The sequence below is a fragment of the Kitasatospora sp. NPDC048194 genome, assembly GCF_043202455.1.
Lineage (GTDB): Bacteria > Actinomycetota > Actinomycetes > Streptomycetales > Streptomycetaceae > Kitasatospora.
The window spans coordinates 186,337-206,277 of sequence record NZ_JBIDAK010000011.1; the positions used below are offsets into that span (position 1 = coordinate 186,337).

Consider the following 19,941-nt stretch of genomic DNA (forward strand, 5'->3'; position numbering starts at 1 on the left):
GCACCGACCCTATACACAAGGTGCGACTGCCGCTCCCGGTTTGCCGGTGGCGCCTCCTGTCCAACACCCGCTGCCACCCCGGATGATTCCCATTCGGCGGACGTTCACCCGTGGTGATCGAAAAGTTACCCGCCGGACAGTACACGAAGCAGGTCCTCGGCCGTCCGGCAGCGGTCCAGCAGTTCCTTGACGTGGTTGCGGGTGCCGCGCAGCGGCTCCAGCGTCGGTACCCGCTGCAGCGAGTCACGGCCCGGCAGGTCGAAGATCACCGAATCCCAGGAGGCCGCCGCGACGTGGTCGGCGTACTGCTCCAGGCAGCGCCCCCGGAAGTACGCCCTGGTGTCCTCCGGCGGCTTGGAGACGGCCCGTTCGACCTCCTCCTCGGTCAGCAGCCGCTCGAACCGGCCGCGGGCCACCAGGCGGTTGTAGAGGCCCTTCTCGGGTCGGACGTCGCTGTACTGGAGGTCGACCAGGTGCAGCCGGGGGTTGTCCCACTCCAGGGCGTCCCGGCTGCGGTAGCCCTCCAGGATCTCCCGCTTGGCGATCCAGTCGAGCTGCCGGGAGAGCGACATCGGATCGCGCTCCAGCTTCCCGAGCACGTCCTCCCAGCGCGCCAGCACGTCCACGGTCTGCTCGTCGGCGTCGGTGCCGAAGCGGTCCTCCACGTACTTGCGGGCCAGCTCGAAGTACTCCAGCTGGAGCTGGACGGCGGTGAGCTTGCGGCCGTTGCGCAGGGTGATCAGGTGCTTGAGGGAGGGGTCGTGGGAGACCCGGTGCAGGGTGCGCACCGGCTGGTCGACGGCCAGGTCGGAGGCGATGAAGGCGTCCTCGATCATCGACAGGACCAGTGAGGTGGTGCCCAGCTTGAGGTAGGTGGAGATCTCGGAGAGGTTGGCGTCCCCGATGATCACGTGCAGCCGGCGGTACTTCTCGGCGTCGGCGTGCGGCTCGTCGCGGGTGTTGATGATCGGCCGCTTGAGGGTGGTCTCCAGGCCGACCTCGACCTCGAAGTAGTCCGCCCGCTGGCTGATCTGGAAGCCGTGCGCCGAGCCGTCCTGGCCGATGCCGACCCGGCCGGCGCCGGTGACCACCTGGCGGGAGACGAAGAAGGGGGTGAGGTGGCGGACGATGTCGGCGAACGGCGTCGCCCGCTTCATCAGGTAGTTCTCGTGGGTGCCGTAGGAGGCGCCCTTGTTGTCGGTGTTGTTCTTGTAGAGGTGGATGGTCTGCCCGTTGGGCAGTTCCAGCGCGCGTTGCGCGGCGGCCGCCATGATCCGCTCGCCCGCCTTGTCCCACAGCACGGCGTCGCGCGGGTTGGTCACCTCGGGCGAGCTGTACTCGGGGTGGGCGTGGTCCACGTAGAACCGGGCCCCGTTGGTGAGGATCACGTTGGCCAGGCCGATGTCCTCGTCGGTCAGCTGGCTCGCGTCGGCCACCTCGCGCGCGAGGTCGAAGCCCCGCGCGTCACGCAGCGGGTTCTCCTCCTCGAAGTCCCAGCGGGCCCGCCGCGCCCGGTGCATCGCCGCCGCGTAGGCGTTGACGATCTGGGACGAGGTGAGCATGGCGTTGGCGTTGGGGTGGCCGGGCACGGAGATCCCGTACTCGGTCTCGATGCCCATCACGCGCCGTACGGTCATGCGGCCCTCCTTGCCCGGTGCGCCGCCCCCGGCGGGCGGAACACACTGACGTACCGCTGAACAACACCGACGCCGGCGATCTGCCCGCGGCGGTGGATCGAGCCTAGAACCCGGCGCCGACCGGCCGGCCCCGAGACGCGCCGTCCGGCTGCGGGGCCGCGAGGCGCCACAGCCGGACGGTGTGCGTACAGCTCCGGGGACCGCTGCCGGCCCGGGTAACCGCGTGCTTACAGGTACTGCCCCGTGTTGGCGACAGTGTCGATGGAGCGGCCGGACTCGGCGCCCTGCTTGCCGGTGACCAGGGTGCGGATGAAGACGATCCGCTCGCCCTTCTTGCCGGAGATGCGGGCCCAGTCGTCCGGGTTGGTGGTGTTGGGCAGGTCCTCGTTCTCCTTGAACTCGTCCACGCAGGCGGCGAGCAGGTGGGAGACGCGCAGGCCGCGCTGGCCGTGGTCCAGGTAGTCCTTGATGGCCATCTTCTTCGCGCGGTCGACGATGTTCTGGATCATCGCCCCGGAGTTGAAGTCCTTGAAGTACAGGACCTCCTTGTCACCGTTGGCGTAGGTGACCTCCAGGAAGCGGTTCTCCTCCGTCTCGGAGTACATCCGCTCCACCACCGACTGGATCATCGCGGCCACCGTGGCCTCGACGGAGCCGTCGTGCTCCTTGAGGTCGTCCGGGTGGAACGGCAGCGAGTCCTTGAGGTACTTGGAGAAGATGTCCTTGGCCGCCTCGGCGTCCGGGCGCTCGATCTTGATCTTGACGTCCAGGCGGCCGGGCCGCAGGATCGCCGGGTCGATCATGTCCTCGCGGTTCGAGGCGCCGATGACGATGACGTTCTCCAGGCCCTCCACGCCGTCGATCTCGGCGAGCAGCTGCGGGACGATGGTGTTCTCCACGTCCGAGCTGACGCCGGAACCGCGGGTGCGGAACAGCGACTCCATCTCGTCGAAGAAGACGATGACGGGCGTGCCCTCGCTCGCCTTCTCCCGGGCCCGCTGGAAGACCAGGCGGATCTGCCGCTCGGTCTCGCCCACGTACTTGTTGAGCAGCTCGGGGCCCTTGATGTTGAGGAAGTAGCTCTTCCCCTGGGGGCGGCCGGTGACCTCGGCGACCTTCTTGGCCAGCGAGTTGGCGACGGCCTTGGCGATCAGCGTCTTGCCGCAGCCGGGCGGGCCGTAGAGCAGGACGCCCTTCGGCGGGCGCAGCTCGTACTCCTTGAAGAGGTCGGCGTGCAGGTAGGGCAGCTCGACCGCGTCGCGGATCAGCTCGATCTGGTTGCTCAGTCCGCCGATCTGGCGGTAGTCGATGTCCGGGACCTCCTCGAGGACCAGCTCCTCGACCTCGGCCTTCGGCACGACCTCGTACACGTAGCCGGAGCGGGGCTCCAGCAGCAGGGCGTCCCCCGCCCGGACGGTGGCCCCGCGCAGCGGTTCGGCGAGGCGCACCACCCGCTCCTCGTCGGTGTGGCCGAGGACCAGGGCCCGCTCGCCGTCCTCCAGGATCTCCTTGAGGGTGACGATCTCGCCGATGTTCTCGAAGGCCATCGCGTCCACGATGTTGAGGGCCTCGTTGAGCATCACTTCCTGGCCGCGCCGCAGCTCGTCCAGGGCGACGTTCGGGCTGACGTTGACACGGAGCTTGCGCCCGCCGGTGAAGATGTCGGCGGTGCCGTCCTCGTTCGCTTCGAGGAAGGTGCCGAAGCCGGCCGGGGGCTGTGCCAGCCGGTCCACTTCCTCCTTGAGAGCCACGATCTGGTCGCGGGCCTCGCGCAGGGTGGAGGCGAGCCGTTCGTTCTGGGCGGTCACGCCGGCCAGGTTGGTCTGGAGCTCGACGATGCGCTCTTCGAGGACTCTCGAATTGCGCGGCGAGTCGGCGAGCTTGCGGCGCAGCACGGCGATCTCCTGCTCAAGGTACGAGACCTGAGCGGCCTCGTCGGAACCACGAGCGGGCCTGCCGGTGCTGCGGTTGTAGTCGTCATCGTGGGCTGCCACGGTCCTCACCTCCTCCGGGGAGCTGGACGCTTCCAGACCCTACCTGGGACCAGGGGTCCGTAAACCCCTAGATCAAGAAAGATGGAACGGGCGTGTCCGATCTTCGCCCCAGCGTGCTTCCCCTCTGCTAAGGGGATACCCACCGCACACCTCCCAAAGCGGACCGGATGTATCGTCGGGCGAAGTGATATCCGATCGCGACCCCCGTGCGGGGTGCGATCGTTGTACGAATGGCGGGATTGCCCCAGGAAAGCGGGCGACCCGGGACAGAAACGGCAGGGGACCATGTCGGTGACCGAGCAGACCGCGGCGGCGACCGAGGAGCTGGAGGTGTGGATCGACCAGGATCTGTGCACCGGCGACGGCATCTGCGCGCAGTACGCCCCCGAGGTCTTCGAGCTGGACATCGACGGACTGGCGTACGTGAAGGGCCCGGACGACGAGTTGCGCCAGCAGCCCGGGCAGACCGCCCCGGTGCCGCTGACGCTCCTTCAGGACGTCGTGGACTCGGCGAAGGAGTGCCCCGGCGACTGCATCCACGTGCGCCGGGTCGTCGACCGGGTCGAGGTGTACGGTCCGGACGCCGAGTGAGCGCGGTGAGTTGAGCGGCCGGGCCTCAGGCCTGGCCGGCCGGGGCGGCGGTCTGGGAGCGTTCCCAGCCGCCGCCCTTGCGTGTCCAGGTGAGGTCCAGTGAGACGTCGGGGCGGAAGCGCGGCACGTCCTCGCTCGAATACCCCTGCGCGCGCCCGGTGATGGCACCGTCGGAGCGCACCGCGAGCCGGCTCAGGGTGAGGTTCTCGCGCTCGGTCAGCAGGGTGGCGACCACCGCGGGCCGCTGGTCGGTGCCGAAGCCGAGCAGGTAGACGGAGTCCGGCGGGGTGCCGGTGTCGGTGGCGCAGTGCGCGACGACGACCGTGCCCGGCTGTCCGTCAGCGAGCCGGGCGGACACGCTGAGGACCTTGACCGGGAACGGGCCGCAGTCCAGCGGCAGTTGGGCCTTGGCCGGATCGGGGGCGGCGGTCGCGGCGAGGGTCTCAGGGGCTTTGCCGCGGGCCGGCACGGGGCTGCCGGTCGCCGGGGAGGCGGCGAGGGCGGCGGCCACCACCGCGCCGCAGCCGGCCAGGGCGACGGCCCAGTGCCAGGGAGCGGTTCGCGCGTGCCCGGGCCGGGTGCGGCCCCGGGATGTCTGCTGTCCAGCCGTCGCCGTCGTTCCGACCGCGGTCTCCACCAGGCGTCCCCTCCAGAGCTCCAGGAGCTGGTCTGCGTGCGCGAGCATCGTCCCACACCGTGCCCGGGGGCCGTCCGCCGGGGAGCCGGGCGCGCGGGCGGCAAGAAGGAAGGGGTGGCGCGAGCTCCACGCTCGCACCACCCCTTCTCCGAGGGTGTGGGCTCAGCCCAGGTCGGGCTGCCGGCCCTCGTCGGCGCGGGCGGCCTTGCGGGCCGCGGCGCGCTCCTGGAGGGTGGGCTCGGGCGCCCCGCTGTCGTAGTCCTCGCCGTACGCGCCCTTGGCCGGGCGGCGGCGGCGCAGCGGCGGCTCGACGCCGTCCGCCAGGCGGCGGGCGGTGAGCAGGAAGCCGGTGTGGCCGATCATCCGGTGGTCCGGGCGGACGGCCAGGCCCTCGAGGTGCCAGGTGCGGACCATGGTCTCCCAGGCCTGCGGCTCGGTGAAGGTGCCGTGCTCGCGCAGCGCCTCGACGGTCCGCGACATCTGCGTGGTGGTGGCCACGTAGCAGCAGATGAGGCCGCCGGGGACGAGCGCCTTGGAGGCGACGTCCAGGCACTCCCAGGGGGCCAGCATGTCCAGGATGATCCGGTCGACGTCGGTCTCGACCAGGTTGTCCTGGAGGTCGCCGACGGTGAGCTTCCACGCCGGGTGCGGGCCGCCGAAGTAGCGCTCGACGTTGCCCCGGGCGATGTCCGCGAAGTCCTGGCGGCGCTCGTAGGAGGCCAGCATGCCCTGCTCGCCGACGGCACGCAGCAGGTACGTGCTGAGCGCGCCGGAGCCGACGCCGGCCTCGACGACGCGGGCGCCCGCGAAGATGTCGGCCATCGCGAGGATCTGCCCCGCGTCCTTGGGGTAGATCACGGCGGCGCCGCGCGGCATGGACAGGACGTAGTCGGGGAGCAGGGGACGCAGCGCGAGGTACGGGACGTTCCCCGTGGTGCGCACGACCGTGCCCTCGGGGGCGCCGATCAGCTCGTCGTGGGGGAACGCACCCTTGTGGGTGTGGAACTGGTTCCCGGCCTGGAGCGTGAACGTGTAGTGGCGACCCTTGGGGTCGGTCAGCTGGACCTGGTCCCCGACCTGGAAGGGCCCGCGTCGGCGGGCGGCACCGGTCGGTTCGGACATGCGGCCAATCCTAAGGGACCGCGGCCCGCCGCCCGACCACGCCCGGAGCGGCGCCGCCGCGGCCGCCCCCGGGTCACCGGCCGGCGACCGCCGCGGTCAACCGCTGCTCGATGTCGGTGAGCGCGGCCACGCCGTACATCCGGCCGTCCGCCTCGACCACCAGGTACTCCCCCGCCGGGGTGGTCTGGATGGCCCGCAGCAGCGCCTCGCCGCTCAGCTCCGCGTCCAGCCGCAGGCCGGGTTCGAGGTCCCGGGCGAGCGGGCCGACGGCCACCCAGGGGCGGCGGTGCTCGGGCACGGCCCGGACGGCGGACTCGCGCACGATGGCGATCGGCTCGCCCCGGCCGTCCACCACGACGACCGCGCCGGCCTGGGCCTCGCGGGCCCGGCGCATCGCCTCGCCGAGCGGGGTGTCGGCGGTGACCTCGACGGCCCGGCGGGCGAAGTCGCGCAGCCGCAGCCCGGGCAGCACCTCCTTGAGCCGGGCGTTGCGCAGGCTGCCGGTGGCGCCGTTCCAGATGACCGCGGCGAGGACGGCGGCGAGCACCGCGTCCACCAGGGTGTCGGTGGTGCCGCGCTCGACCCCGCGGGAGGCGCTGACCAGCGGCAGGCCGAACAGCACCACGACCGCCAGCGCCCGGCCGACCCAGGCGGCGGCGACCGTGCCGGTCATCGCCCGCCCGCTGACCGCCCAGACCAGGGCGCGCAGCATCCGGCCGCCGTCCAGCGGCAGGCCCGGCAGCAGGTTGAAGGCGGCGACGACCAGGTTGGAGACCATCAGACCGGTGAGCAGCACCCCGGGCACGGTGGACAGCTCCACGGCGCGCAGCGCCAGGTAGCAGATCCCGCCGAGGACGAGGGAGAGCAGCGGGCCGACGAAGGCCAGCCAGAACTCGCGCCACGGGGTCTCGGCCTCGTTCTCGATCTCGGAGACGCCGCCGAAGAACTGCAGCTGGATCCGCCGCACCCCGAGCTTGTAACGCAGCGCGACCAGGGTGTGGGCCAGCTCGTGCACCAGGACGGAGGCGTAGAAGGCGACGGCGAAGAAGAACGCGACCAGGTAGCGGGTGCCGCCCAGCTCGGGCAGGACGTCGCCGAGCTGCCCGCCGAACACCCAGGTGATCAGGGCGGCGATGACGAACCAGGACGGGGTGACGTAGACCGGCACCCCGAAGGGACGCCCCATCAGGAGGCCGCCGCCGCGCTCCGGCGGCCGCCCGCCCGGGCGCCCACCGTCCTTCGGCGGCTGGTCGGAGGTCTGCTGCCCCCTGGTGTCGCTCACCGTGATCCCTTCGGTCGTGCCACCGTCGTGCCCCCGGTGCGCCCACGCTACGTGATCGCGGCCCTGCGGCGCCGCGCGCCCCTCTGTCACCCCTCATACCCACTGGACGGCGCCCGGACCGGGCCGGGACCGACGGGTGTGCCAGCACGGTGGCAGCGGGATGACAGCGAAGGGCAATAGGGTCTTGGGCATGCAGCAGACCGACACCAGCAGCGCCGTCGACGCCCCGGCGCGCCCGGCGGCGCCCCCGACCGGGCTGTCCCCGTCCCGCGCGGGGGACTTCCTCACCTGTCCCCTGCTGTACCGGCTGCGGGTGATCGACCGGCTGCCCGAGCCGCCGAGCCCGGCGGCGACCAGGGGCACGCTGGTGCACGCGGTGCTGGAGCGGCTGTTCGACAGCCCGGCGGCCGAGCGGACGCCGGAGCGGGCGCTCGGCCTGCTGCGCCCGCAGTGGGAGCGGCTGCTGGGCGAGCGCCCGGAGCTGGGCGGGCTGTTCCCGGACGATCCGGACGGCGCGGCGCTCACCCGCTGGCTGGCGGACGCCGAGAAGCTGGTCGGCCAGTGGTTCCGGCTGGAGGACCCGACCCGGCTGCACCCGGTGGAGCGCGAGCTCTACGTGGAGACGGCGCTGGAGTCGGGGCTGCTGCTGCGCGGCTACATCGACCGCGTGGACGTCGCCCCGACCGGTGAGGTCCGGCTGGTGGACTACAAGACCGGCCGGGCGCCCTCGCGGGACTTCGAGGGCAAGGCGATGTTCCAGATGAAGTTCTACGCGCTGGTGGTGTGGCGGTGGAAGGGTGTGATCCCCAAGCGCCTCCAGCTGGTCTACCTGGGCGGCGGCGGGGACGTGGTCAGCTACGACCCGGACGAGGCCGACCTGCTCGCGGTGGAGCGCAAGCTGCAGGCGCTGTGGGAGCGGATCAGCCACGCGGTGGCCACCGGGGACTTCCCGGCCACCCGCAACCGCCTCTGCGACTGGTGCGACCACCGGGCCAGCTGCCCGGAGTTCGGCGGCACCCCGCCGCCGTACCCGTTGCCGCTGGCCCGTACATCGGATGAGAGCGATCCCACGGGGGATCCGATGAGCAAGGAGTCCTAGTGACGATCCGAGTGCTGCTGGTCGACGACCAGCCGCTGCTGCGCACCGGTTTCCGGATGATCCTGGAGGCCGAGTCCGACCTGGTGGTGGTCGGGGAGGCCGGCGACGGTCAGCAGGCGCTGGACCAGGTGCGGGCGCTGCAGCCCGACGTGGTGCTGATGGACATCCGGATGCCGCGGATGGACGGCGTCGAGGCGACCCGCCGGATCGCCGGCCCCGGGCGGGACGGCCCGGCCAAGGTGCTGGTGCTGACCACCTTCGACCTGGACGAGTACGTGGTGGAGGCGCTGCGGGCGGGCGCCAGCGGCTTCCTGCTGAAGGACGTGCCGGCGGAGGAGCTGGTGCAGGCGATCCGGGTGGTCGCGGACGGCGCGGCGATGCTGGCTCCGAGCATCACCCGCCGGCTGCTGGACATGTACGCCACCAAGCTGCCCTCGGGCGACGAGGCGCCGCCGCAGGCGCTGAACGCGCTGACCGAGCGGGAGCTGGAGGTGCTGAAGCTGGTGGCGCGCGGACTGTCGAACGCGGAGATCGCGGCCGAGCTGTTCGTCAGCGAGACCACCGTGAAGACCCACGTCGGCCACGTGCTGACCAAGCTCCAGCTGCGCGACCGGGTGCAGGCGGCGGTGTACGCCTACGAGAGCGGGCTGGTGCGGCCCGGCACCCTGTAGCGGCCGGCGGCGGCCCGCGGAACACGGCGGCGGCCCGCTCGCTCCCCCGGTGCGGGAGGCGAGCGGGCCGCCGTTCGTGCGGGCGCCGCTACTTGCTGTTGCGGCCGATCTCCCAGAACCGGAAGTAGCCGGTGGTGTCGACGGTGGACTCGACGCCGGTGACGTACGAACGGGCCGCGTAGAAGGCCTTGTTCTGGTACAGCGGGATGAGCGGCACGTTCTCGGCGACGATCTGCTGGATCTGCGCGTAGCCGGCCGCGGCGGCGCTTCGGTCGGCCTGCTTGAGGCCCTCCGGCACCAGCTTCTGGCTGATCCGCGGGTCGTCCCAGCCGTGGTGGTAGACACCGCCGTCCACCAGCAGCGGGGCGATGTAGTCGTCCGGGTCCGGGTAGTCGGCGAACCAGCCGATGGTGTACGCCTGGTACTTGCCCTCGGCCCAGCCCTTCTTGAAGGCGTCCCAGTCCGGCTCCTGCTGGACCGTCACCTGGAAGAGGCCGCCGGTCTCCAGTTGCCTCTTGAGGGTGTCGGCCTCGGCGCTGCCGGCTCGCGAGCGGGACCAGGTGAGGGTCAGTTTGACCGGGGTCTGGACCTTGTTGTCGGCGAGGGCCTTCTTGGCCTTGGCGACGTCCTGGTCGCCCCAGCGGTCGAAGAAGGCGGTGGTGTGGCCGGTGACGCCGGCCGGGACCATGGCGTACAGCGGCTGGACGGTCCGGGCGAAGACGTCGCGGGCGAGCGCCTTGCGGTCGAGCAGCGCGGCGGCGGCCTGGCGGACGCCGACGTTGCTCATGACCGGGTCCTTGGTGTTGAAGACCAGCGAGCGGGTGTCGTTGCTGTCGCCCTGGACCACCTGGAGGTCGGTCTTGCCGCTCTGCTGGTCGGCGAGGACCTGGGCGGCGGTGTTCGGCTCCAGGCTGTTGTCGGTGAGGTCGACGTCGCCCTTGTCCAGCGCGGCCTTGAGGTCGGTGGCCTTGTCGAAGTACCGCACGGTGAACTTGTCGTTGCGCGGCTTGGCGTCACCGGTGTACTTGTCGTTCGGCACCAGCACGGCCTTGGCGAGCTGCTTGCCCGCGCCCTCGCCGCTCATGGTCTCGACCGAGTCGATGCGGTACGGGCCGGAGCCGACCTGCTTGTCGTTGGGCAGCAGCTGGTCGGCCGGGTAGACCTGGTGGTCGACGATGGCGCCGGCCGGGCTGGCCAGCTTGGCCGGCAGGGTCGCGTCGGGCGCGGTCAGGTGGAAGACCACCTCGGTGTCGCCCTTGACGTCCACGCTCTTGATCGAGGACAGCAGCGCGGACGGACCGTTCTTGTCGTTGATCTTCTTGCTGCGGTCGATCGAGAACTTCACGTCCTCGGCGGTCATCGGGTGACCGTTGGAGAACTTCAGGCCGGGCCGCAGGGTGCAGTGGTACTCGGTGGCCTCGCCGGCGGTGAACTCGCAGGACTGCGCGGCGTCCGGGGAGGGCGCACTGGAGGCCGCCTGGAAGGTCAGCAGCGACTGGAAGGTGTTGCGCAGCAGCAGCCAGGCACCGGAGTCGTAGGCGGCGGCCGGGTCCAGGACGCCGGTCAGCTGGGCGGTGCCCATGGTGATGGACTTGGCGCCGCTGTCCCCCTTGACGGCGTCGGTGACCGATCCGCAGCCGGCCACCGAGACGGCGACCAGACCGGCGCAGCCGAGTGCTGCCAGGCGTTCAGCTGAAGTCTTCAAGAGTGCGTCCTTCTGGGTGGCACGAACCCGAGTAGCGTGCCATATCGAACACGCACGACCGATACCCGCGCAGATGACGTTTGGGAAACGGTCGTTGGGGGCATCACGGCGCGCCAGACGAGTTGTCAGCCAATGCCCGTTTTCTCCCCGGAGCGGGAACGGCGGCGGCACCGCGGGGTGGCCTACCTGCGAGTAGCACCGGGGTGCAATGAGACGACAATCACACTCAAGTGATGCTCAGGTCGGCTGGCCTCGCGCCCGTCACGGCCGTCAGCCCCTCACGGCCGTCGTGCCGTCACGGCCGTCACACCCGGGAGACGACCAGCGAGCGCAGCAGCTCGAGGTCCACCTGCTCCAGCGACGGCACCACCAGCCGCCCCGGAGCCGGCTCGATCGGCGCCACCGAGGGCACCGCGACCACCGGGCAGCCGGCCGCCTCGCCCGCGCGCACCCCGGTCGGGGTGTCCTCGACCACCACGCAGCGGGCCGGCTCCGCGCCCAGTCGGCGGGCCGCCTCCAGGTACGGGTCCGGGAAGGGCTTGGTGCGCGCCACCTCGTCCCCGCCGATGGTGAAGGCGAAGCGCTCGGCGCCCAGCGAGCGCAGCACGATGTCGATCACGTGCCGGTGCGAGGCGGACACCAGCGCGGCCGGGACGCCGTGCGCGGCCAGGGTGTTGAGCAGCCGCTCGGCGCCGGGCATCAGCGGCACGCCGCCCGCCAGCAGGTCCACGAAGCGCTGGTTGACCAGCACGCCCAGGTCGGCCGGGGCGATGTCCACGCCGGTCCGGGCGACCAGGTAGTCCATCACCCTGGTCATCGGACCGCCCACCACGTGGGCCCGGTCCGCCTCGTCCAGCTGGTGGCCCAGCTCGGCGAAGAGCGTGACCTCGGCCTGCCACCAGAAGTCCTCGGTGTCCACCAGGGTGCCGTCCATGTCCAGCAGCACCGCCTGCAGGCCGCGGTCGTCTCCGTGGTCGAGCGCCAGGGCGGCGGTGGAGCTGGTGGTCATGGTGGGCCCTTCCGTCGGTACCCGCGGCACGCCCTCGGACGTTCCCCGGGGATGGCACAGGCCGGCCCGCTGGTGAGCGGACCGGCCCGTTCAGGATCATCAAGGATACGCCCGGTTCGCCGGAAAAGAGCGAACGGAGAAGGACGTGGTGGTTACCGCGCGTTGAAGTACTTCGCCTCCGGGTGGTGGATCACGATCGCGTCGGTGGACTGCTCGGGGTGCAGCTGGAACTCCTCGGAGAGCACCACGCCGATCCGCTCGGGCTTCAGCAGCTCGGCGATCTTGGCGCGGTCCTCCAGCTCGGGGCAGGCCCCGTAGCCGAGGGAGAAACGGGCGCCCCGGTACTTGAGCGCGAACATGTCCTTGACGTCCTGCGGGTCCTCCCCGCCGAAGCCCAGCTCGTAGCGGACCCGGGCGTGCCAGAACTCGGCGAGCGCCTCGGCCAGCTGCACCGAGAGGCCGTGCAGCTCCAGGTAGTCGCGGTAGGAGTTCCCGGCGAACAGCTCGTTGGCCGCCTCCGAGATCCGGTTGCCCATGGTGACCACCTGGAGGCCGACCACGTCGCGCTCGCCGGACTCCTCCGGGCGGAAGAAGTCCGCGAGGCAGAGCCGGCGCCCGCGGCGCTGGCGGGGGAAGGTGAAGCGGGTCCGCTCGGTGCCGTCCTCGTGGTAGACGATCAGGTCGTCGCCCTTGGAGTTGGCCGGGTAGTAGCCGTAGACCACGGCCGCCTCCAGCCAGCCCTCGGTCTGCAGGCGGTCCAGCCAGGCCCGCAGCCGCGGGCGGCCCTCGGTCTCCACCAGCTCCTCGTAGGACGGCCCATCGCCGGTGCGCGCCGCCTTCAGCCCCCACTGGCCCTTGAACAGCGCGTCCTCGTCCAGCCAGGACGCGTAGTCGGCGAACGGGATGCCCTTGACGATCCGGTCGCCCCAGAACGGCGGGGTTGGCACGGTGTTGTCGACGGCGACGTCCGAGCGGATCTGGCCGAGGTTCACCTCGGGCTCCGGCTCCGCCACCTCGACCCGGGCGTGCCGGCGCTGCTTGAGCTCCGGCAGCTTCGCACCGGGCACGCCGCGCTTGACCGCGATCAGCGCGTCCATCAGCCGCAGGCCCTCGAAGGCGTCCCGGGCGTAGCGGACCTCGCCCTCGTAGATCTCGTGCAGGTCCTGCTCGACGTAGGCGCGGGTCAGGGCGGCGCCGCCGAGGATCACCGGGTAGGACGCGGCCAGCTTGCGCTGGTTCAGCTCCTCCAGGTTCTCCTTCATGATCACCGTGGACTTCACCAGCAGGCCGGACATGCCGATGACGTCCGCGTTGTGCTCCTGCGCGGCGTCCAGGATCGCCGAGACCGGCTGCTTGATGCCCAGGTTGACCACGTTGTAGCCGTTGTTGGACAGGATGATGTCGACCAGGTTCTTGCCGATGTCGTGGACGTCGCCCTTCACGGTGGCCAGCACGATGGTGCCCTTGCCCTCGCTGTCGGACTTCTCCATGTGCGGCTCCAGGTGCGCCACCGCGGTCTTCATCACCTCGGCGGACTGGAGCACGAACGGCAGCTGCATCTGGCCGGAGCCGAAGAGCTCGCCGACCACCTTCATGCCCGCCAGCAGGGTGTCGTTGATGATCTCCAGCGCCGGGCGCGCGGTCAGCGCCTCGTCGAGGTCGGCCTCCAGGCCGCCCCGCTCGCCGTCGATGATCCGGCGCTGCAGCCGCTCCTCCAGCGGGAGGGCGGCCAGCTCCTCGGCCTTGGAGGCCTTGACCGAGGCGGCGGAGACGTTCTCGAACAGCTCCAGCAGGCGCTGCAACGGGTCGTAGCCGTCCCGGCGGCGGTCGTAGACCAGGTCGAGGGCGGCCTCGCGCTGGTCCTCGGGGATCCGGGAGATCGGCAGGATCTTGGAGGCGTGGACGATCGCCGAGTCCAGGCCCGCCTCCACGCACTCGTGCAGGAAGACCGAGTTGAGCACCACGCGGGCGGCCGGGTTGAGGCCGAAGGAGATGTTCGACAGGCCGAGGGTGGTCTGCACGTTCGGGTGGCGGCGCTTGAGCTCGCGGATCGCCTCGATGGTCTCGATGCCGTCCCGGCGGGACTCCTCCTGGCCGGTGGCCAGGGTGAAGGTGAGGCAGTCGACCAGGATCGAGCCCTCGTCGATGCCGTAGTCGGTGGTCAGCTCGGCGATCAGCCGCTCGGCGATCTCCACCTTCTTCTCGGCGGTCCGGGCCTGGCCCTGCTCGTCGATGGTCAGCGCGATCAGACCGGCACCGTGCTCGCGGGCCAGCGAGGCGATCCTGCCGAAGCGCGAGTCCGGGGCGTTGCCGTCCTCGTAGTTGACCGAGTTGAGCACCGCCCGGCCGCCGAGCGCCTCCAGGCCGGCCCGCAGCACGGGCGGCTCGGTGGAGTCCAGCACGATCGGCAGGGTCGAGGCGGTGGCCAGCCGGCCGGCGATCTCCTTCATGTCGGCGACGCCGTCGCGGCCGACGTAGTCCACGCACAGGTCCAGCAGGTGGGAGCCGTCCCGGATCTGGTCGCGGGCGATCTCCACGCAGGCCTGCCAGTCGCCGGCCAGCATCGACTCGCGGAACTTCTTCGAGCCGTTGGCGTTGGTGCGCTCGCCGATCGCCAGGTAGGACGTGTCCTGGCGGAACGGCACCGCCTGGTAGAGCGAGGCCGCCGAGGGCTCCGGCCGCGGGTCGCGCGGGGCGATCGGACGGCCCTGGACCCGCTCGACCACCTGGCGCAGGTGCTCGGGGGTGGTGCCGCAGCAGCCGCCGACCAGCGAGAGGCCGTACTCGCGGGTGAACAGGTCGTGCGCCTCGGCCAGCTCGGCCGGGGTCAGCGGGTAGTGGGCGCCGTCCTTGCCGAGTACCGGCAGGCCCGCGTTCGGCATGCAGGACAGGCCGATCCGGGCGTTCTTCGCCAGGTAGCGCAGGTGCTCGCTCATCTCGGCCGGGCCGGTGGCGCAGTTCAGGCCGATGTAGTCGACGCCGAGCGGCTCCAGCGCGGTGAGCGCGGCGCCGATCTCGGAGCCCAGCAGCATCGTGCCGGTGGTCTCCACGGTCACCTGGACCAGCACCGGCAGGTCGATCCCGGCTTCGGCGAGGGCGCGCTTGGAGCCGAGGACCGCGGCCTTGGTCTGCAGCAGGTCCTGGCTGGTCTCGACCAGGAGGGCGTCGACGCCGCCGGCGATCAGGCCGGCCGCGTTCTGCTGGAAGCCGTCGCGCAGCGTCTCGTAGGGGGCGTGGCCGAGGGTCGGCAGCTTGGTGCCGGGGCCGATCGAGCCGAGCACCCAGCGGGTGCGGCCGTCGGCGGCGTGGGCGTCGGCCACCTCGCGGGCGATCCGGGCACCGGCCTCGGACAGCTCGAAGATGCGGTCGGAGATGTCGTACTCGCCCAGTGCGGCGAAGTTGGCGCCGAAGGTGTTGGTCTCGACGCAGTCCACGCCCACGGCGAAGTAGGCCTCGTGGACGGAGCGGACGATGTCGGGGCGGGTGATGTTGAGGACCTCGTTGCAGCCTTCGAGGTTCTGGAAGTCCTCCAGGGACGGGTCCTGTGCCTGGAGCATGGTGCCCATCGCACCGTCGGCGACCACCACCCGGGTGGCCAGCGCTTCACGCAGCGCGTTCGCGCGGCTCTGCTGGGTGATGGACGGTTCGGCTGCAGTGGCCATGGGGCTTCTCCCTGGTGCGACGGCTGTCGGCTTTGCGCGTCCGCTTGGTCGGACCCGCACGTGGCCAGCGTATCCGCCCGGCGGCTTGCGCTGCGGGCCCATTCCGTATCCTGAGCGCTCGGCTCGAGGGGGGATCAAGCGCGTGACCAGGTTCCGAACCGCGGTGGCACGATCGGGCCGGGCCCTGGCGGCCCCGTTCCGGGCACTGCGCGAGCGGTGGAGGCGCTGGTCGCGCCGGCGCCGGGCGCTGCTGGTGCTGGGACTGGCGGTGGCGGTACCGGTCGCCGCGCTGGGGTCCGCGTTCGTCGCGATCCGGCTGCACTACTCGGGTGAACCGTCCGCCGAAGCCCGCACCCGCGGGCGGGACGCGCTCTGGCTCGGCCACTCCTGGGTGGACGGCCGCAGGACCGACGCCGATGTCGAGGCGCTGGCCCACCTGCTGGCCGGCACCGGCGTCCGCGACCTGTACGTGCACACCGGGCCGCTGGAGCACGACGGCTCGCTGCCGGCGTCCGTCCACCCGCGGGCCCGCTGGTTCACCGACACCGCCCACCGGATGCTGCCGGGCATCCGCCTGCAGGGCTGGCTGGGCGACGAGGTCGAGCCGGAGCGGGACGGGCTGGACCTGGACGACGCCCCCACCCGGGACCGGATCACCGCCTCAGCCGCCCAGGTGCTGGACCAGGGCTTCGACGGGGTGCACTTCGACATGGAGCCGATCCGCCCGGGAACGCCCGGCTGGCTGGCGCTGCTGGACCAGGTCCGCCCGGTCACCGCGGCGCGCGGCGCCGCGCTCTCGGTGGCGGCCCCGCAGATCGACCCCGTCCCCGGGCTGCACACCGCGGGCATCCTGCTCACCGACCACGGCAAGTGGTGGGACGAGGCGTACTTCCGGGAGACCGCCCGCCGGGTCGACCAGATCGCGGTGATGACCTACGACACCTCGATGCCCACCGAGCCGCTGTTCGGCGGCTACGCCGCGCTCCAGACCGAGCTGGCCCTGGAGGCCACCCCGCCGGACGTCGACCTGCTGATGGGCCTGCCGTTCTTCTGGGACGACAAGTGGGGCCACTGGGGCCGCGCCGAGACCGTCCCGGCGGCGATCCGGGGCGTCCGGCTCGGCCTGGGCCGCCAGGATCCGGGCCGGGCGGCCTTCGGGGTCGCGCTGTACGTGGACTTCGCCGCGACGCCCGAGAACTGGGCGGCGTACCGGAGCGGCTGGGTGGACGTCGGGTCGTAGCCCCGCTCAGGCCGCCATGCGGTGGGCCAGGGCTCCGAGGTAGCGGTGGAGGGTGGCGTCCTCGCCGGTCACGTAGTGCGCGACGGCCCGGTACAGCGGCTTGCGGACCTCGCCGCGCTCGGTGACGGTCAGCGAGCAGCCCGGCCCGGCCGGGGTCAGCACGTACGTCCAGGTGCCGCCGTAGGGCAGGTCCGGATCCGCGATGCCGGTCACCAGGCGGTGCGGGGCCTCGCTGGCCACCACCTCGTAGGTGGTGTGGCCGTGCCGGTCGTACTCGCGCCAGCGCGGCCGGCCGCCGGCCCCGGCGGGCAGCCGTTCGACGTGGGTGAGGCCCGGGCGCCAGGCGGGGTAGAGGTCGATGTCGGTCAGCACGTCCCAGACCGCGCCGGGCGCCTGGGCGAGCTCCAGGCCGCCCTCGGTGACGTGTTCCACCGGTAGCCGGCGCCCGGCCCGGTCCGCCGCCAGCAGCGCCGCGCCGGCCAGCGCCATGGCGGCCGCGCCGACCCACAGCCCTCGGTTCATCGGTCCGGCCCCTTCCGTCCGACTGCCCTCTCCTCATCATCCCGCCGCCGCGTGCGCCGGGCACTCCGTCGCACTGCGTCACATTGCGTCGCAAGAATGTCACCCGCAGTCGCCGTTCGGACACGATCCGCCCGCACGCCCCCGCCTGACGTGACGTCAGCTCGAGCCGTCCGGATATCCGCTGGATCGCGGCCGTCCCGTCCCCCAGACTGTCCCGGTGCCCGGCCGCCGTGCGCTTCAAAGCCCGTAGGCTGGGCAGGTAGGGACCATGGAGCGAGACGTTCCATGGGAGACGAGAGGTTCGACAGGCGGCAGCCGGCCCGTCGGCGCTCCGGCAGGCCAGCCGGAGCGGCGCCGGTCCGAGCGCCGACCGGAGGGAGACGCTGGGTGATCGAGCTGGAAGATGTTCCCGAACTGATCGACCCGGTGATGGTCTGCGCCTTCGAGGGGTGGAACGACGCGGGCGACGCCGCCTCCGCGGCTCTGGCGCATCTGGACGAGACCTGGGGCGGCAAGGTGTTCGCCGCCCTGGACGCGGAGGACTACTACGACTTCCAGGTCAACCGGCCCACGGTCTGGATGGACGGCGGCATCCGCCGGATCACCTGGCCGACCACCCGGCTCTCGGTGATCCGGGTGACCGAGCCGGTGACCCGGGACGTCGTGCTGGTCCGCGGCATCGAGCCGAGCATGCGCTGGCGCTCGTTCTGCAACGAGGTGCTCGGCTTCGCGCACGAGCTGGGCGTCGAGCTGGTGGTGATCCTGGGCGCGCTGCTCGGCGACACCCCGCACAGCCGTCCGGTCCCGGTCAGCGGAGTGACCTCCGACCCGGAGCTGGCCCGCCGGCTGGACCTGGAGGAGAGCCGGTACGAGGGCCCGACCGGGATCGTCGGGGTGCTCCAGGAGGCCTGCACCCACGCCGGGGTGCCGGCCGTGACGCTCTGGGCGGCGGTGCCGCACTACGTCGCGCAGCCGCCCAACCCCAAGGCCACCCTGGCGCTGATCAACAAGCTGGAGGACCTGCTGGACCTGCGCATCCCGCCGGGCGAGCTCGGCGAGGACGCCCGGGCCTGGCAGCTGGGCGTGGACCAGCTGGCCTCGGAGGACAGCGAGGTCGCGGAGTACGTCCAGCAGCTGGAGGAGGCGCAGGACACCGCCGAGCTGCCGGAGGCCTCCGGGGACGCCATCGCGCGCGAGTTCGAGCGCTACCTGCGTCGCCGGGAGAACGTCGGGCCGACGGGCGAGAAGCCGGTCTCCGGGCACGCGACGGCCGAGCGGCCGGCCGAGCCGGACGCGCCGGGGCCGGCCCGCGAGAGCCAGGACGGGCCCGAGGAGGAGTAGTCCGCGGCGGCGGAGGAACGCGGAAGGGGCGTCAGGACGCTTGGTCCTGACGCCCCTTCGCGTCTTTCAGAGCGCGACGCCGAGCAGGGCGTCCACGGTGCGGGTCACCAGGCCGGGCGCGCCGGTGTCGGTGCCGCCCTCGCCCTCCTGCCGGGCGGCCCAGCGGTCCACCGCGGCCAGGGCGGCGGGGGCGTCCAGGTCGTCGGCGAGCGCCGCGCGGACCTCGGCGAGCAGCTGCTCGGCCGACGGGCCGTCCGGCCGCGAGACCGCGGCGCGCCAGCGGGCGAGGCGCTCCACGGCCTCGTCCAGGGTGCCCTTGGTCCACTCCCAGTCCTCGCGGTAGTGGTGCGAGAGCAGCGCCAGGCGGATCGCCGCCGGGTCGACGCCCTCGCGCCGCAGGGCGGAGACGAAGACCAGGTTGCCGCGGGACTTGGACATCTTCTTGCCGTCCAGGGCGACCATGCCGGCGTGCACGTACGCCTTGGCGTACGGGTGGGCGCCGGTGGCGACCTGGGCGTGCGAGGCGCCCATCTCGTGGTGCGGGAAGGAGAGGTCGCTGCCGCCGCCCTGGATGTCGAAGGTCATGCCCAGGTACTGCAGCGCGATCGCCACGCACTCGATGTGCCAGCCGGGGCGGCCGCGGCCGAGCTCGGTGTCCCAGGCCGGCTCGCCCGGGCGGGCGGCCAGCCAGAGCAGGGCGTCCAGCGGGTTGCGCTTGCCGGGGCGGTCCGGGTCGCCGCCGCGCTCGGCGAAGACCGGGCGCATGGCGTCCCGGGTGAGACCGGAGACCTCGCCGAAGTGCGGGTCGGCGTCGACGGAGAAGTAGATGTCCTCGTCCACCTTGTAGGCGGCGCCGGAGGCCAGCAGCTTCTGGACGAACGGGACGATCCACGGGATCGACTCGACGGCACCGACGTAGTGGGCCGGCGGGAGGAGTCGCAGGGCGGTCATGTCCTCGCGGAACAGGGCCGTCTCGCGCTCGGCCAGGGCCACCCAGTCCTGGCCGGTCTCGACCGCGCGCTGGAGCAGCGGGTCGTCCACGTCGGTCACGTTCTGGATGTACAGGACGTCGTGGCCGGCGTCCTTCCAGACGCGCTGCACCAGGTCGAACGCGTTGTAGGTGGCGGCGTGTCCCATGTGGGTCGCGTCGTAGGGGGTGATGCCGCAGACGTAGATCCGGGCGGTGCCGTCCTGCGGCACGACCTCCCGGACCTTGCCCGCTGCGGTGTCGAAGATACGGAGAGGGAGCCCCTGACCAGGCAGGGCGGGAACCTCGGAGGCGGGCCAGGCATGCATGGGATCGACTTTAACCTTGAGAACATTTGAAAGCCTAACCAGTAACAAAGATCGACTGGATTCGCTTCCTGTCGTTGCCTGAGCGCTTCCTGACTGGTACGGCACGTTCCGCCTGCCCGGATCCGGGCGCGGA

15 protein-coding genes are annotated in these 19,941 nt (G+C 71.8%); 5 read left to right on the top strand and 10 right to left on the bottom strand.

Going from position 1 to position 19,941, the window contains the following annotated elements; all coding sequences use genetic code 11:
- Positions 1-125: 125 nt before the first annotated feature.
- Together dop and arc are read right to left on the bottom strand one after the other, a co-directional pair.
- Entirely contained in the window at positions 126-1,637 is a 1,512-nt protein-coding gene (gene dop, locus ACGF07_RS16515; protein WP_392899247.1) for a depupylase/deamidase Dop, read from the bottom strand.
- Between the two features lie 227 nt (positions 1,638-1,864).
- Positions 1,865-3,631, bottom strand: a complete 1,767-nt coding sequence (arc, locus tag ACGF07_RS16520) for a proteasome ATPase (RefSeq protein WP_350738581.1) — start codon at positions 3,629-3,631, stop codon at positions 1,865-1,867.
- Between the two features lie 285 nt (positions 3,632-3,916).
- On the opposite strand from arc, the gene ACGF07_RS16525 reads away from it, so the two are divergent.
- Positions 3,917-4,222 (top strand): ferredoxin, encoded by a 306-nt coding sequence (locus ACGF07_RS16525; protein ID WP_392899250.1) that lies wholly within the window; start codon positions 3,917-3,919, stop codon positions 4,220-4,222.
- A gap of 25 nt (positions 4,223-4,247) precedes the next feature.
- Here the strand turns inward: ACGF07_RS16525 and ACGF07_RS16530 are convergent, their stop codons facing one another.
- The 3 genes from ACGF07_RS16530 to ACGF07_RS16540 form a co-directional block, all read right to left on the bottom strand.
- Positions 4,248-4,907, bottom strand: a complete 660-nt coding sequence (locus tag ACGF07_RS16530) for a hypothetical protein (RefSeq protein ID WP_392899253.1) — start codon at positions 4,905-4,907, stop codon at positions 4,248-4,250.
- Between the two features lie 114 nt (positions 4,908-5,021).
- Positions 5,022-5,981 (bottom strand): tRNA (adenine-N1)-methyltransferase, encoded by a 960-nt coding sequence (locus ACGF07_RS16535; RefSeq protein ID WP_392899256.1) that lies wholly within the window; start codon positions 5,979-5,981, stop codon positions 5,022-5,024.
- Between the two features lie 73 nt (positions 5,982-6,054).
- Entirely contained in the window at positions 6,055-7,263 is a 1,209-nt protein-coding gene (locus tag ACGF07_RS16540; protein WP_392899258.1) for a site-2 protease family protein, read from the bottom strand.
- A 190-nt stretch (positions 7,264-7,453) separates the two neighbouring features.
- Here ACGF07_RS16540 and ACGF07_RS16545 point away from each other — a divergent pair, with 190 nt between their 5' ends.
- Positions 7,454-8,362 carry a RecB family exonuclease gene (locus ACGF07_RS16545; RefSeq protein WP_392899260.1) on the top strand — a complete coding sequence of 303 codons (909 nt, stop codon included), beginning with the start codon at positions 7,454-7,456 and terminating at the stop codon, positions 8,360-8,362.
- Positions 8,362-9,033: a response regulator transcription factor gene (locus ACGF07_RS16550; protein ID WP_238739925.1), complete on the top strand. Its 672-nt coding sequence runs from the start codon at positions 8,362-8,364 to the stop codon at positions 9,031-9,033. Before ACGF07_RS16545 ends, ACGF07_RS16550 begins: the two co-directional genes overlap by 1 nt.
- Before the next feature lie 88 nt (positions 9,034-9,121).
- On the opposite strand, the gene ACGF07_RS16555 is transcribed toward ACGF07_RS16550, so the two are convergent.
- From ACGF07_RS16555 to metH, 3 genes are all read right to left on the bottom strand, one after another.
- Positions 9,122-10,738, bottom strand: coding sequence for an ABC transporter substrate-binding protein (locus tag ACGF07_RS16555; protein WP_392899264.1), 1,617 nt, complete (start codon positions 10,736-10,738; stop codon positions 9,122-9,124).
- A gap of 304 nt (positions 10,739-11,042) precedes the next feature.
- Complete coding sequence (locus ACGF07_RS16560) at positions 11,043-11,747, bottom strand: HAD family phosphatase (protein WP_350747324.1); 705 nt, start codon at positions 11,745-11,747, stop codon at positions 11,043-11,045.
- A gap of 152 nt (positions 11,748-11,899) precedes the next feature.
- Positions 11,900-15,409 (bottom strand): methionine synthase, encoded by a 3,510-nt coding sequence (gene metH, locus ACGF07_RS16565; protein WP_392899266.1) that lies wholly within the window; start codon positions 15,407-15,409, stop codon positions 11,900-11,902.
- Positions 15,410-15,551: 142 nt separating this feature from the next.
- Here metH and ACGF07_RS16570 point away from each other — a divergent pair, with 142 nt between their 5' ends.
- Positions 15,552-16,649, top strand: a complete 1,098-nt coding sequence (locus tag ACGF07_RS16570) for a hypothetical protein (RefSeq protein ID WP_392899269.1) — start codon at positions 15,552-15,554, stop codon at positions 16,647-16,649.
- 6 nt (positions 16,650-16,655) lie between these two features.
- On the opposite strand, the gene ACGF07_RS16575 is transcribed toward ACGF07_RS16570, so the two are convergent.
- Complete coding sequence (locus ACGF07_RS16575) at positions 16,656-17,171, bottom strand: SRPBCC family protein (RefSeq protein ID WP_392899272.1); 516 nt, start codon at positions 17,169-17,171, stop codon at positions 16,656-16,658.
- A gap of 387 nt (positions 17,172-17,558) precedes the next feature.
- Between ACGF07_RS16575 and ACGF07_RS16580 the strand changes: the two genes are divergently transcribed.
- Positions 17,559-18,512, top strand: coding sequence for a PAC2 family protein (locus tag ACGF07_RS16580; protein ID WP_392899275.1), 954 nt, complete (start codon positions 17,559-17,561; stop codon positions 18,510-18,512).
- A gap of 66 nt (positions 18,513-18,578) precedes the next feature.
- Here the strand turns inward: ACGF07_RS16580 and mshC are convergent, their stop codons facing one another.
- The gene (mshC, locus tag ACGF07_RS16585) at positions 18,579-19,808 is read right to left on the bottom strand and encodes a cysteine--1-D-myo-inosityl 2-amino-2-deoxy-alpha-D-glucopyranoside ligase (protein ID WP_392899278.1); all 1,230 of its coding nucleotides are present in this window, start codon (positions 19,806-19,808) and stop codon (positions 18,579-18,581) included.
- Between the last annotated feature and the right edge of the window lie 133 nt (positions 19,809-19,941).